This window comes from Shinella granuli (assembly GCF_004341885.1).
In the GTDB taxonomy this organism is placed as follows: Bacteria; Pseudomonadota; Alphaproteobacteria; order Rhizobiales; family Rhizobiaceae; genus Shinella; species Shinella granuli.
This window is the reverse complement of record NZ_SLVX01000001.1, coordinates 379,833-392,956: the sequence shown is the minus strand read 5'-3', so window position 1 is coordinate 392,956 and position 13,124 is coordinate 379,833. Positions and strand designations below refer to the sequence as shown.

11 protein-coding genes are annotated in these 13,124 nt (G+C 65.9%); 1 reads left to right on the top strand and 10 read right to left on the bottom strand.

Features of this window, described 5'->3' with window-relative positions; translation table 11 throughout:
- Positions 1–37: 37 nt before the first annotated feature.
- From ftsA to EV665_RS01845, 3 genes are read right to left on the bottom strand one after another with little or no spacing between them, the layout of a single operon-like run.
- The gene (gene ftsA / locus EV665_RS01855; protein ID WP_064330510.1) at positions 38–1,369 is read right to left on the bottom strand and encodes a cell division protein FtsA; all 1,332 of its coding nucleotides are present in this window, start codon (positions 1,367–1,369) and stop codon (positions 38–40) included.
- Complete coding sequence (locus tag EV665_RS01850) at positions 1,366–2,286, bottom strand: cell division protein FtsQ/DivIB (RefSeq protein ID WP_064330511.1); 921 nt, start codon at positions 2,284–2,286, stop codon at positions 1,366–1,368. Before EV665_RS01850 ends, ftsA begins: the two co-directional genes overlap by 4 nt.
- Positions 2,274–3,200 carry a D-alanine--D-alanine ligase gene (locus EV665_RS01845; RefSeq protein ID WP_133032869.1) on the bottom strand — a complete coding sequence of 309 codons (927 nt, stop codon included), beginning with the start codon at positions 3,198–3,200 and terminating at the stop codon, positions 2,274–2,276. Before EV665_RS01845 ends, EV665_RS01850 begins: the two co-directional genes overlap by 13 nt.
- Before the next feature lie 438 nt (positions 3,201–3,638).
- Here EV665_RS01845 and EV665_RS01840 point away from each other — a divergent pair, with 438 nt between their 5' ends.
- A complete protein-coding gene (locus EV665_RS01840) occupies positions 3,639–4,943 on the top strand; it encodes an MFS transporter (protein WP_133033060.1) in 1,305 nt (434 codons plus the stop codon).
- 63 nt (positions 4,944–5,006) lie between these two features.
- Here EV665_RS01840 and aqpZ (EV665_RS01835) read toward each other — a convergent pair whose 3' ends face one another.
- The 7 genes from aqpZ (EV665_RS01835) to murD form a co-directional block, all read right to left on the bottom strand.
- A complete protein-coding gene (gene aqpZ, locus EV665_RS01835) occupies positions 5,007–5,693 on the bottom strand; it encodes an aquaporin Z (RefSeq protein WP_133032868.1) in 687 nt (228 codons plus the stop codon).
- Between the two features lie 130 nt (positions 5,694–5,823).
- Positions 5,824–6,558, bottom strand: coding sequence for an aquaporin Z (gene aqpZ / locus EV665_RS01830; RefSeq protein ID WP_133032867.1), 735 nt, complete (start codon positions 6,556–6,558; stop codon positions 5,824–5,826).
- 136 nt (positions 6,559–6,694) lie between these two features.
- Positions 6,695–7,669 carry a UDP-N-acetylmuramate dehydrogenase gene (gene murB / locus EV665_RS01825; RefSeq protein WP_064330563.1) on the bottom strand — a complete coding sequence of 325 codons (975 nt, stop codon included), beginning with the start codon at positions 7,667–7,669 and terminating at the stop codon, positions 6,695–6,697.
- Positions 7,666–9,081, bottom strand: a complete 1,416-nt coding sequence (gene murC / locus EV665_RS01820; RefSeq protein ID WP_064330564.1) for a UDP-N-acetylmuramate--L-alanine ligase — start codon at positions 9,079–9,081, stop codon at positions 7,666–7,668. Before murC ends, murB begins: the two co-directional genes overlap by 4 nt.
- Positions 9,078–10,214 carry an undecaprenyldiphospho-muramoylpentapeptide beta-N-acetylglucosaminyltransferase gene (gene murG / locus EV665_RS01815; RefSeq protein ID WP_133032866.1) on the bottom strand — a complete coding sequence of 379 codons (1,137 nt, stop codon included), beginning with the start codon at positions 10,212–10,214 and terminating at the stop codon, positions 9,078–9,080. Before murG ends, murC begins: the two co-directional genes overlap by 4 nt.
- Positions 10,215–10,392: 178 nt before the next feature.
- On the bottom strand, positions 10,393–11,547 hold the full coding sequence (gene ftsW, locus EV665_RS01810; RefSeq protein WP_064330565.1) for a putative lipid II flippase FtsW: 1,155 nt from the start codon (positions 11,545–11,547) through the stop codon (positions 10,393–10,395).
- A gap of 173 nt (positions 11,548–11,720) precedes the next feature.
- On the bottom strand, positions 11,721–13,118 hold the full coding sequence (gene murD, locus EV665_RS01805) for a UDP-N-acetylmuramoyl-L-alanine--D-glutamate ligase (RefSeq protein ID WP_133032865.1): 1,398 nt from the start codon (positions 13,116–13,118) through the stop codon (positions 11,721–11,723).
- Positions 13,119–13,124: the final 6 nt, after the last annotated feature.

Genomic DNA, 13,124 nt, shown 5'->3' with positions numbered 1-13,124 from the left:
TCGGTCTTTCCCGGCCGTAACGCCGCCGGGAAACCCGTCAGAAACTCTCCTTCAGCCACTGGCCCATGCGGGCAATGCGGCCGTTGCCACCCGTGAGCTGCGAGAGCATGCCGCCCTGCACAGCGTGTTCTTCCAGTTCCGCGACCTGCGGATAGATCATCAGGCCCACCGCCGTCGAAAAGGCCGGGCCCTTGGCCGCCGTCGGCAGGCCGGAGACGCCGAGCGGGCGGCCGATGCGGACGTTGCGGGCGAGGATGCGGCGGGCCGCTTCCGGCAGGCCGGTGAGCTGGCTGGCGCCGCCCGTCAGCACGATCCTTTTCCCGACGATCGGCGAGAAGCCGGAGCGCTGGATGCGGTCGCGGATGAGTTCGAGCGTCTCCTCGATGCGGGCGCGCACGATGCGCGACAGCAGCGCGCGCGGCACATGGGTCGGCTGGTCGCGGTCGTCCTCGCCGATCGGCGGGACGGTGACGATATCGCGTTCGTCGCCGGCGTTCGGCAGGGCCGAGCCGTGCACGACCTTCAGGCGTTCGGCATCTTCGATGCGGGTCGACAGACCGCGCGCAAGATCCGTCGTGACGTGGTGGCCGCCAAGCGAGACGGCGTCGGAATGCACCAGCTTGCCTTCGGCGAAGACGGAGATCGTCGTCGTGCCGCCGCCCATGTCGATCGAGGCGCAGCCGAGTTCGACCTCGTCGTCGACGAGGGCCGAAAGGCCGCTCGCATAGGGCGTCGCCACCATGCCCTCGACGGAGAGGTGGGCGCGGTTGATGCAGAGTTCGAGGTTCTTCAGCGCGGCGCGTTCGGCCGTCAGCACATGCATGTCGACGCCGAGCACGTCGCCGAACATGGAGAGCGGATCGCGGATGCCGCGCTCGCCGTCGAGCGAGAAGCCCGTCGGCAGCGAGTGGAGGATGGCGCGGTCCTGGCGCAGCGACTGCTGGCCGGCGACGGCGAGCACCTTGCGCAGGTCGTTGGCGTCCACTTCCTGGCCGCCGAGATCGATGGTGGCGGTGTAGACGTCGCTCTGCAGGCGGCCGGCCGAGACGTTGACGATCAGGCTCTCGATGGTAAGGCCCGCCATGCGCTCGGCGGCATCGACCGCGAGGCGCACCACGCTTTCGGCGGCATCCAGATCGGTGATGACACCGTTCTTCACGCCGCGCGACTTCTGGTGGCCGATGCCGATGACCTCCACATTGTGCGTGCGGCCCGGGAGGATCTCGCTTTCGGCGCGCGGCGTCAGCCGGCCGATCATGCAGACGATCTTGGTGGAGCCGATGTCGAGGACCGAAACGACATGCGCCCGCTTGGAGGAAAGCGGCTTCAAGCGCGGCAGGCCGAAATGGGACGAACCGAAAATGCTCATGTGCGCTTCGCTGCCTTCTTCAGATCCTTCGTCCTCTGCTCGACCGCCGCATTGCGGCGTTCCAGCGCCCCTTCCGTCAAACGGACCGTCGTGCGGTCTTCGAGCCGAAGATCGACGGCCGCGATGTCGCGCTCCAGGATCCCCTGCTCCGCCTCCAGCGTCGCCAGCGTGTCCATGGCGCGCGGCACGTTGTGCTCCGGCAGCTTGACGACGATGCCGTTGTCGAGCCTCAGGTCCCAGCGACGGCCGGCGACCCGGATATAGGCCTTCACCCGCGCCTTGATTTCCGGCCAGTTGTCGAACTCGTCGGCAAAGCCGGCCGCGGCCGTCTCCGCGTCGCGGCCGACGAACAGCGGCAGCGTCGAAAACTTGTTGTCGCGCAGCGGCGCGATGACGCTGCCGTTCTTCTCGATCAGCGACAGGTCGCTGCCGTGCTGCCAGATGGCGAAGGCTTCCCGCTCCTTCAGCGCGATCTCGATCGTGCCCGGATAGACTTTCCGCACGGATACATCCTCGACCCAGGGCAGCTCCGTGAGCTGCTTGCGGGCTTCCTTGACGTCGAGGGCGACCAGCGAGGTAGTGCCGTCGAGGCCGAGGCGCTCCAGAATGTCGATTTCCGAGGTCTCGCGGTTGCCGGAGACCTTGACGTCCTCGATGGCAAAGCCGATCGCCGTCGTCGAGGCCTGCGCGACATCCTGCGAGTGGCCGCCGAGCGACATGCCATAAAGGCCCGTCGCACCGATGAACAGCGCGGTCGCGATGCTGCCGGTGTGGCGCGGAATATGGATGCGGCCGGCCGCCAGGCTGACCAGGAACCGGACGATCCGGCGCAGCGGGCGCGGCAGCACGCGACCGGCTTCCGCTTCCGGAAGCCCGACGGGGCGCACCCTGCTCTTCTTGACGCTCAACGCAAACACGACGCGTCCTCCACCATCCACCGCAAGAATTCACCAAAGGAATGGCCGGCATGGACGGCCATTTCGGGCACCAGGGAGGTCGGGGTCATGCCGGGCTGGGTGTTGATCTCCAGCCAGATAAGCTCGCCATTCTCGGAGAATCGGTCGTCGTAACGGAAGTCGGAACGGCTGACGCCACGGCACCCGATCGCTTGATGCGCCTTGAGGGAGAGTGTTTGTACTTTTTGGTAAATATTCGGTGAAATTTGCGCCGGGATGACGTGTTTCGAGCCGCCTTTCACATATTTGGAATCATAGTCGTAGAAGGCGTGGCCCTGCGGCACCACTTCGGTGACGCCGAGCGCGACGTCGCCCATGACGCCGCAGGTCAGTTCCCGGCCGTAGATGTAGCGCTCGACCATGACGCTGTCGCCATAGCGCCATTCCGGGGACGTGATGATCTGCGGGGGATGCGACTGGTCTTCCTTCACCATGACGACGCCGAAGGACGAGCCTTCGCGCACCGGCTTGACCACGTATGGCGGCTTCATCGGATGCGCCGAGGTGAAATCGAATCGATCCATCAGCCGCTGCTCGGCGATCGGAATGCCGGCGGCCTTGGCGATGATCTTCGCCTGCGCCTTGTCCATTGCAAGAGCGGAAGCGAGCACGCCGGAATGGGTATAGGGGATTTCGAGATATTCGAGGATGCCCTGGATGGTGCCGTCCTCGCCGAAGGGGCCGTGCAGCGCGTTGAAGGCGACATCCGGCTTCAGTTCGGCAAGCACGCTGGCGACGTCGTGGCCGACATCGACGCGCGTCACCCGGTAGCCCTCGGCCTCAAGCGCGTCGGCGCAGGCGTTGCCCGACGAAAGGCTCACCGGCCGCTCCGACGAAAAACCACCCATCAGCATCGCGACATGCTTCACGCTCATAGAACCCCCAACTGAATTCCGCACACTGCCTCTCGTCCCTTGCGCGGACCTGATTTGCCTCTGCGATCCGACTCGGCGAGCGAGATGGGACCACTAGAGCGTCATTAAGGTTAATGAAGCGTTTACTTTCGTTAACCGAAGCCGCCCGGAGGCGAATTTTCCTGTCCCGAATCAAGTCGCGCTTCGATTCTCTCTCTGGAATCAGAGAGTTGTGGCCGGCGCAAGAAAAAGAAGAATTTAGAATTCTCTAAAGCGGGGCCGCAGGACGGCCCCATAGCCGCAAAGCCTTGGTAAACGCGGGCTCGCCCGCACGCGCACGAAAAGTACGATTTTTTACCGCCCGGTATACTTTTATTGTTTCGCTGACCGCTCGGTTGGCGTAATAAACCGCCGCTGCCTCCCAAGACAGCTTCAAGAACCAAGAAAAAGGCACCCATGATGAGTGATATGCTCGCTTCCGGGTCGCCGACCGCAACGCATTCCAACCGCGCTGGACTCAACTCTCCGGCGCGCGTTCTTTTTGCAAGCCTGGTCGGAACGACCATCGAATTCTTCGATTTCTACGTCTATGCCACGGCCGCCGTGCTGGTCTTCCCGACGCTGTTCTTCCCGAACAGCGATCCGACGACGGCCCTCCTCGCCTCCTTCGCGACCTTCTCGATCGCCTTCTTCGCCCGCCCGCTCGGCGCGATCGTCTTCGGGCATTATGGCGACCGCATCGGCCGCAAGACGACGCTCGTGGCGGCGCTTCTGACCATGGGCGTCTCGACCGTGATCATCGGCCTGCTGCCCTCCTACGAGACGATCGGCGTTCTTGCGCCGCTGCTCCTGGCGCTTTGCCGATTCGGCCAGGGTTTCGGCCTTGGCGGCGAATGGGGCGGCGCGGTGCTGCTGGCGACGGAAAACGCCCCGCCCGGCAAGCGCAGCTGGTACGGCATGTTCCCGCAGCTCGGCGCGCCCGTCGGGCTCTTCCTCTCCTCCGGCGTCTTCTGGCTGCTGCTGCATGTCATGTCGCAGGAATCGCTGCTCGCCTGGGGCTGGCGCATCCCCTTCGTCGCCTCGATCGTGCTGATCGCCGTCGGCCTCTGGGTCCGCCTGTCGATCACCGAGACGCCGGCCTTCCAGAAGGCCATCGAGAAGCAGGAGCGCGTCGAGGTCCCGGTCGTGGAGCTCTTCCGCAACCACAAGCGCAGCCTCGTGCTCGGCACCTTCGTGGCGCTCGCCACCTTCGTGCTGTTCTATATCGGCTCGGCCTACCTGCTCTCCTATAATGTCAAGGTCCTGAAGCTGCCCTTCGTCGAGGCGCTGGAGATCCAGTTGCTCGGCTCGGTGCTGTTCGGCCTCTTCATTCCCCTCGCCGGCAAGCTCGCCGAAAGGTTCGGCCGTCGGGAGGTGCTGATCCTCACGACCGTGCTGATCGGCGCCTTCTCGTTCGTCCTGCCGGGACTGATGACGAGCGGCGAGAGCGGCATCTTCGTCTTCGTCATCCTCGCCATGGCGCTGATGGGCATGACCTACGGTCTCATCGGCACGGCGCTCGCCGCACCCTTCCCCACCAAGGTGCGCTACACGGGTTCGTCGATCACCTTCAACTTCGCCGGCATCTTCGGCGCCTCGCTCGCGCCCTATATCGCGACGTGGCTGCAGGCGAACTACGGCATGACCTATGTCGGCTACTATCTCGGCATATCGGCCGTGATCACGCTGGCCTGCATCCTGCTTTCGGGCAAGGAAGAGGTCTGAGCCCTTCGGGACCTTTGAGAGAAAACCCGCCGCGGCGACGCGGCGGGTTCTTTTTGCCCGCGATCAGTCGTCCTCACCGACGACCTTCCAGATCACCGCGCCGATGACGGCCCCAAGCACCGGGGCGAGCCAGAACAGCCAAAGCTGCGAGAGCGCCGCCGTATCGGCAAAGAGCGCGACGCCGGTCGAGCGGGCCGGATTGACCGAGGTGTTCGTCACCGGGATCGAGATGAGATGGATCAGCGTCAGGCCGAGGCCGATGGCGATCGGTGCGAAGCCGACCGGCGCACGGCCATGGGTCGAGCCGAGGATGATGATGAGGAAGAAGGCCGTCAGCACCACTTCGGCAACCAGCGCCGCCGTCAGCGAATAGCCGCCGGGCGACAGGTCGCCATATCCGTTGGAAGCGAATCCGCCCGCCTGGAAGCCCGTCTTGCCGGAAGCGATGAGATAAAGCACCACCGCCGCGACGACCGCGCCCACGACCTGCGCCGCGATATAGGGCGCAAGGCTGGACGCCGGGAACTTGCCGGCCACCGTCAGGCCCACGGAGACGGCCGGGTTGAAGTGCCCGCCGGAAATGCCGCCGACCGTATAGGCCATGGTGAGCACCGTAAGGCCGAAGGCGAAGGCGACACCGAGATGGCCGATGCCGACCTCCGGGAAGGCGGCGGCCAGCACCGCGCTGCCGCAACCGCCGAAGACGAGCCAGAACGTGCCGAGGAATTCGGCTGAGAGTTTCTTGAACATGAATGCCCCCTGGTCAAAACCCCGCTGGAGCGGGGCTCCATCGCGCAACCATCGCGCGACCGAGCATAGCCTTCGCTAAACCCCTATGAACAGGGGCTGAACGAAGAAAATGAATCTGCGCGCCTGCTGATCAGGCACGCAGATTCGCCTTCAATGCAAGGGCGGGGTCGGCCTGCGCCGCACTGCTTTCGCCGACGAGCCTCCAGGCCACCGCGCCGGCGACGGCGCCGAGAACAGGGGCGAGCCAGAACAGCCAGAGCTGCGAGAGGGCCGCCGTCTCGGCAAAGAAGGCGACGCCCGTCGAGCGGGCCGGGTTGAGGGAGGTGTTGGTGACCGGGATCAAAACGAGGTTGATCGCCGTCAGGCTGAGGCCGATGACGACGGGCGCGACATCCACCGGCGCGCGGCGACGGGTCGCGCCGAGGACGATGAAGAGGAAGAGCGCCGTCAGCACCACTTCGCTCACGAGGCCGGCCGTCAGCGAATAGCCGCCCGGGGAGAGATCGCCATAGCCGTTCGCGGCAAAGCCGCCCGGCTGGAAGCCCGCCTTGCCGGAGGCGATGAGATAGAGAACGGCGCCCGCAGCCGTCGCCCCCGCGACCTGCGCCACCATGTAGGGCAGGATATGACCGGCCGGAAACCGGCCGGCGACGGCAAGGCCCACGGAAACGGCCGGATTCATGTGCCCGCCGGAAATGCCGCCGATCGTGTAGATCATCGCCATCAGCGCGATGCCGGCGACAAGGGAGACGCCGGCAAGGCCGATGCCGGCCTCCGGAAACGCCGCGGCCAATATGCCGCTGCCGCAGCCGCAGAAGACGAGCCAGAACGTGCCGATGAACTCGGCGGCAAGTTTCCTGTTCATGAATACCCCCATCAGGACCCTGGCATGCAGGGCCGCGTCGCGCGCCGGAGGCGCGACGTCACACGGTTTCGTTTCGGTGAACTTGCCTGTGAGGGAGAGGGCGTTTGTCGAACGCCCCAGCAAGAATCGTGTCGGATCAGGCCGTTGCGCGGCCCAGAAACTCCTTGACCTCGTAGCCCGGCATGAAATTGCCGAGGCGCTTGATTTCCCATTGCAGCATGATGCCGGAATGCTCCAGCACGCGGCTGCGCACGGTCTCGCCGAGATATTCCAGCTCGTAGCCGGTGGCCTGGCCCGTGTTGATCATGAAGTTGCAGTGCATCGGCGACATCTGCGCGCCGCCGATCATCATGCCGCGGCAGCCCGCCTCGTCGATCAGCTTCCAGGCCGAATGCCCTTCCGGGTTCTTGAAGGTCGAACCGCCGGTCTTCTCGCGGATCGGCTGCACGGTCTCGCGATGCTGGCGCACCGCATCCATCCTGCCGCGGATATCCGTCTTGTCGCCCGCCTCGCCCTGGAAGATCGCATGGGTGAAGATCAGGTCGGACGGCGCGGCGGAATGGCGATAGGTATAGCCCATATCCGCATTGGACAGCACATGCGGATTGCCCTTGCGGTCGATCGCGTGCACCTCCACGACGAGATCCTTGGTCTCGCCGCCATTGGCGCCGGCATTCATGCGCAGCGCGCCGCCGATCGAGCCGGGAATGCCGTAATAGAACTCGAAGCCGGCAATGCCGTGGTCGAGCGCCATGGCGGCGATGTTCTTGTCCGGGCAGATCGCGCCCGCCTTGATCCGGTTCTCGCCGACGAGCTCGACATCGCCGAACCCCTTGGCCGAGAGGCGGATGACGACGCCGGGAATGCCGCCGTCGCGCACCAGAAGGTTCGAGCCGACGCCGGTCACGGTGATCGGCACCTCCTCCGGCACGAGCTTGAGGAAGGTCGCGAGATCCTCGGTGTCATGCGGATGGAACATCAGCTCGGCAAGGCCGCCGGCGCGGAACCAGGTGACGCGGTCCATCGGCGCATCCGGCGTCAGGCGTCCGCGGACCTCTTTGATCCCCTCGCCCAACGACGCCAGAAGTTTTTCCCCGTCCACCTGCTTCATGCCACCTGCCCCGAAATGCCTGCCAAGTCCTTCGGCAGCGTCTGCGCCCAATACGTGATGCTGCCAGCCCCCAAGAGAACCACAAAGTCACCGGGCTTTGCAATGCCGGCGACGACGGGCGCCAAAGCTTCCGGCGACGGCAGGAAGCGCGCGTCCCGGTGGCCGGCGGATTTGATGCGGGAAACCATCTCCTCCGCGGTGACGCCGTCGACCGGGTCCTCGCCCGCCGCATAGATCGGCGCGATCATCACCGTGTCGGCCTCGTTGAAGCAGCCGGCGAACTCCTCGAAGAGGCTCGCGACGCGGCTGTAGCGGTGCGGCTGGTGAACGGCGATGACGCGGCCCGCGCAGGCCTCGCGCGCCGCGCGCAGCACGGCCTTGATCTCGACCGGGTGGTGGCCGTAGTCGTCGTAGACATTGACGCCGTTCCAGCTACCGGTCAGCGTGAAGCGGCGCTTGACGCCGCCGAAGCCGGCAAGCCCCCGGGCGATCGCCTCCGGCGACATGCCGAGACGCTGGGCGACGGCGATGGCCGCGGTGGCGTTGGAAACGTTGTGGCGGCCCGGCATCGGCAGGCGCAGGTCCTTCAGCGCGATGACCTGGCCGGTGCGGCGGCGGCGGATCTCGACGTCGAAGACGGAGGTCGCGCCGTCCATGCGGATATTGGAAAAGCGCACGTCGGCCTGCGGGTTCTCGCCATAGGTGATGACCTTGCGGTCCTCGATGCGGCTGACCATGGCCTGCACCTCCGGATGGTCGAGGCACATGACGCCGAAGCCGTAGAACGGCACGTTCTCGACGAACTGGCGGAAGGCCGCGCGCACGGCATCGAAATTGCCGTAGTGGTCGAGATGTTCGGGGTCGATGTTGGTGACGACGGCGATGTCGGCGGGCAGCTTCAGGAAGGTGCCGTCCGATTCGTCCGCCTCCACCACCATCCATTCGCCCTCGCCCATGCGGGCATTGGTGCCATAGGCATTGATGATGCCGCCGTTGATGACGGTCGGGTCGAGGCCGCCGGCTTCCAGCAGCGTCGCGACCATCGAGGTCGTCGTCGTCTTGCCGTGGGTGCCGCCGATGGCGATGGCATTGCGGAAGCGCATCAGCTCGGCGAGCATTTCCGCCCGGCGCACGACCGGCAGCAGCTTTTCGCGCGCGGCCACCAGCTCGGGATTGTTCTTCCTGATGGCGGTGGAGACGACGACCACTTCGGCATCGCCCAGGTTTTCCGCCCTGTGGCCGACGAAGACCTCGATGCCCTTCTCGCGCAGGCGCTGCACATTGGCGCTGTCCGCCTGGTCGGAGCCCTGCACCTTGTGGCCGAGATTGTGCAGCACCTCGGCGATGCCGCTCATGCCGATGCCGCCAATGCCGATGAAATGAACGAGCCCTATGCTCTGCGGCATCTTCATGGCCGTTCTCCCTTGAATTGTACGCCCTTGAACTGTGCAATGGACCTGCCGCCCGCAATAGCCTCAACCATTAAGGCGAGCAAGCGCGCGGCGTCCGGTTTGCCCGCCTTTCTGGCGTTTGCGGCCATGGCCGCCATGCCCGCCGGGTCATGCATCGCCTTGGAGACGATGCCCGCCAGGCGCTCCGTCGAAAGCTCTCCCTGCGCGATCACCTTCGCCCCGCCGCCCGAAGCCAGCGCCGCGGCATTCGCCGCCTGGTCGTGATCAAGCGCATAGGGATAGGGCACGAGGATGGCGGGACGGCCAATGACCGAGACTTCGGAGACGGTCGAGGCGCCGGAACGGCTGATGACGAGATGGGCATTGCCGATGCGCGACGCCATATCGGTGAAGAAGGGCGAGACATCGGCCGGAATGCCGAGCTCGTCATAGGTGCGCACCACCTCGTCGCGGTCTTCCGGACGCGCCTGCTGGGTGATTCTGAGCCTTGCCCGGTCGGTAGGCTCCAGCGCCGCGATCGCCGAGGGAATGGCCTTGGAGAAGAACTGCGCGCCCTGGCTGCCGCCGAAGACGACGAGGCGGAATTCGCCATCCGTCGAGGCCTCATAGGGAATGGTCGCCGCTTCGAGCACGGCGGGGCGGACCGGGTTGCCCGTCGTCACCGTCTTTGCCGCATATTGCCCGCCCGTCTCCGGCAGGAAGCCGCCGGCAATCGCCTTCACGCGGTTCGCCAGCGCCTTGTTGGCGCGGCCCATCACCGCATTCTGCTCGTGGATCATCGAGGGGATGCCCATGCCCGTCGCGGCGAGAAGCGGCGGAACGGTGGGATAACCGCCGAAGCCGACGACCACCTTCGGCCGCAGGCGCGCCATCAGTTTGCGCGCGACGCGAATGCCCTTCCACAGCGTGAAGAGCGATTTCACGACGCTGACCGGGTTCTTCGAGCCGATCGTCGCGGAGGGAACGACATGGATTTCGTCCGCCGGAAATTTTCCGGCAAAACGCTCGGCGCGGCTGTCGGTGACAAGATGCACCGACCAGCCGCCGGCCTTCAGCTCATGCGCCAGCGCCTCTGCGGGAAAGAGATGGCCGCCGGTGCCCCCGGCGGCGAGGAGAACGATGCCTTTGCTCATGAGGTGCATGCCTTGTGCGTTGCGGAGGCATTACCCCCCTCTGCCCTGCCGGGCATCTCCCCCTCATGGGGGGAGATCGATTCGTGGCACCGCCTTGCCTCCAGCCGATCTCCCCCCTTGAGGGGGAGATGCCCGGCAGGGCAGAGGGGGGTGAAACCCGCATACGCCATCGAACCGATCACTCCGCAGGCGCCACGATGCCGCCGCGGAAGAGGCTGCGCTCGGAGGCGCGCTTTTCCGGGCGGTGGCGGGTCAGCGCCAGGATGAAGCCGGCCGTCACGCAGATCGCGATCATCGACGAGCCGCCATAGGAGATCAGCGGCAGCGTCATGCCCTTGGCCGGCAGCAACTCCAGGTTCACGCCGATATTGATCATCGACTGCGTGCCGATCTGCAGCACGAGGCCGGCGACGGCGAAACGCGTGAAATCGTTGCGCTCCTTGAAGGCATGGTTGAGGCCGCGCATCACCACGAAGGCGAAGATCATGACGATGACCATGCAGAAGAGGATGCCGAACTCCTCGGCCGCGACGGAGAAGATGAAGTCGGTATGGCTGTCCGGGATGATGCGCTTGACCGTGCCCTCGCCCGGCCCCTGGCCGAACCAGTCGCCGCGGATGATGGCCTCGCGCGCCGTGTCCATCTGGAACGTATCGCCCTCGCCGGTCAGGAACTTGTCGATACGGCCCGCCACGTGCGGCAGGAACGTATAGGCCGTCAGGAGGCCGCCGACGGCCGCGCCGCCGAGCACGATGATCCACAGCCACGGCATGCCGGCCATGAAGAACATGCCGCCCCAGACGGCGGCCGTCAGGATGGTCTGGCCAAGGTCGGGCTGGGCGACGAGCAGCGCCGCGACGATGCCGAAAAGGATGATGGCGAAGAGGTTGCCGGGAATTTCCGGCTGGCGGGCATGTTCGGCAAAGAGCCAGGCGCAGATGACGACGAAGGCCGGCTTCATGAATTCGGACGGCTGGATGGAGAAGCTGCCGATGGAGATCCAGCGCCGCGAGCCCTTGACCTCGACGCCGAAGAACAGCGCCAGCACCATGGCCGCAAGCGAGACGACGAGCAGGATCATCGCCGCGCGCCGCACCTGCCGCGGCGACATGAAGGAAATGCCGAACATCACCGCGATGGCCGGGATCAGGAACATGGCGTGGCGCTTGACGAAGTGGAAGCTGTCGAGCCCGAGGCGCTCGGCAACCGGCGGGCTGGCCGCGAAGGACAGCATGAAGCCGAGGCCCATCAACAGGATGAAGGCCGCCAGGAAGAACCGGTCTATCGTCCAGAACCAGTCCGCCAATGCACCACGTTCGGCACGACTAACCATGTCTCGTTCCTCTCGCTGAGCGGTTCGGAATCCGCTGCGTCCACTCCCTCCCCTCCGTCATCCTCGGGCTTGACCCAAGGATCCACGCGGCACGCACGGCGCAAATGGATCCTCGGGTCAAGCCCGAGGATGGCGGAGAGGCAGGGAGCAAGGTCGCAAATCCCGACACCATCCTAAACCTCGACCAGCATGGACACGCCCGGCAGGGCCGAAACGTGTTTCACGAAGGCATCACCCCTGACTTCAAAGTTCTTGTACTGGTCGAAGCTTGCGCAAGCCGGGGAAAGCAGAACGGTAACGGGGCCGTTTCCATCCCGCTCGGCATCCGCCGCCGCATCCTGGACCGCCCGTTCCAGCGTGCCGGACATCTCGAAGGGCACGGCCTCGCCGAGCGTCGCCGCGAAGGCGGGCGCCGCCTCGCCGATGAGATAGGCCTTGGCGATCTTGGGGAAGAACGTGCCGAGCGAGGAAATCCCGCCCTCCTTCGGCACGCCCCCGGCGATCCAGTAGATGCGCTCGAAGCTCGACAGGGCCGGCGCGGCCGCATCGGCATTCGTCGCCTTCGAATCGTTGACGAACAGCGTCTCGCCCTTGCGGCCGACCGGCTGCATGCGGTGCTTCAGGCCCGGGAAGGACGCAAGGCCGGTGCGGATCTCGTCCTCGCCGACGCCGACCGCAAGGCAGGCCGCGACGGCGGCGGCGGCGTTCTGCGCATTGTGGGCGCCGCGCAGGGTCTCGATCGAGGAAAGGTCCGCGATCACGCGGGTCGCCCCGCCCTGCGCCAGGACGAGGCGCGGGCCATCGGCATAGATGCCGTCGGCCAGCACGTTGCGCTTGGAGATGCGCACGACCTTCGTGCCGGCCCGCTCGACGCGGTCGGCGATGCGCTCGCAGAAACTGTCGTCGACGCCGACGATCGCCGTCCGGCTGCCGGCGACGAGGCGTTCCTTGACATCGGCATAGTGCTCCATCGAGCCGTGGCGGTCGAGATGGTCGGGCGTCAGGTTGAGAAGGATGCCGGCGGACGGGTTCAGCGTCGGCGCCAGGTCGATCTGGTAGGAGGAGCACTCCACCACATAGAAGCGGCCGGCCTTCGGCGGATCGAGCGTCAGCACCGCGGTGCCGATATTGCCGCCGAGCTGGGTATCGCGCCCGCTCGCCTTGAGGATATGGGCGATCAGCGCCGTCGTGGTCGACTTGCCGTTCGTGCCTGTTATGGCGACGAAGGGGCAATCGGGCGCATGCGCCCGGCGCTCGCGCACGAAGAGCTCGACATCGCCGATGATCTCGACGCCGGCTGCGCGGGCAAGCTCCGCGCTCCAATGGGGTTTCGGATGGGTGAGCGGCACGCCGGGCGAAAGCACCAGCGCATCCACGGCCTTCCAGTCGAGCCTGCGCAGGTCGCCCGTCCGGATGCCGGCGGACGACGCGTTCTCGACGCTCGCCGCGCTGTCGTCCCAGGCGGTGACCTCGGCGCCGCCCGCGGCAAGCGCCAGCGCCGTCGCAAGGCCGGAGCCGCCGAGCCCGAAGAGCGCGACCGTCTTTCCCTTGAAGGTGGTGACGGGGATCATGACCTC

Excerpts from the sequence above, each read along its gene's own strand:
- ftsA (WP_064330510.1), bottom strand. The coding sequence starts at position 1,369 with ATGAGCATTTTCGGTTCGTCCCATTTCGGCCTGCCGCGCTTGAAGCCG.
- EV665_RS01845 (WP_133032869.1), bottom strand. The coding sequence starts at position 3,200 with ATGAGCGTGAAGCATGTCGCGATGCTGATGGGTGGTTTTTCGTCGGAG.
- EV665_RS01840 (WP_133033060.1), top strand. The coding sequence starts at position 3,639 with ATGAGTGATATGCTCGCTTCCGGGTCGCCGACCGCAACGCATTCCAAC.
- aqpZ (WP_133032868.1), bottom strand. The coding sequence starts at position 5,693 with ATGTTCAAGAAACTCTCAGCCGAATTCCTCGGCACGTTCTGGCTCGTC.
- aqpZ (WP_133032867.1), bottom strand. The coding sequence starts at position 6,558 with ATGAACAGGAAACTTGCCGCCGAGTTCATCGGCACGTTCTGGCTCGTC.
- murB (WP_064330563.1), bottom strand. The coding sequence starts at position 7,669 with ATGAAGCAGGTGGACGGGGAAAAACTTCTGGCGTCGTTGGGCGAGGGG.
- murC (WP_064330564.1), bottom strand. The coding sequence starts at position 9,081 with ATGAAGATGCCGCAGAGCATAGGGCTCGTTCATTTCATCGGCATTGGC.
- murG (WP_133032866.1), bottom strand. The coding sequence starts at position 10,214 with ATGAGCAAAGGCATCGTTCTCCTCGCCGCCGGGGGCACCGGCGGCCAT.
- ftsW (WP_064330565.1), bottom strand. The coding sequence starts at position 11,547 with ATGGTTAGTCGTGCCGAACGTGGTGCATTGGCGGACTGGTTCTGGACG.
- murD (WP_133032865.1), bottom strand. The coding sequence starts at position 13,118 with ATGATCCCCGTCACCACCTTCAAGGGAAAGACGGTCGCGCTCTTCGGG.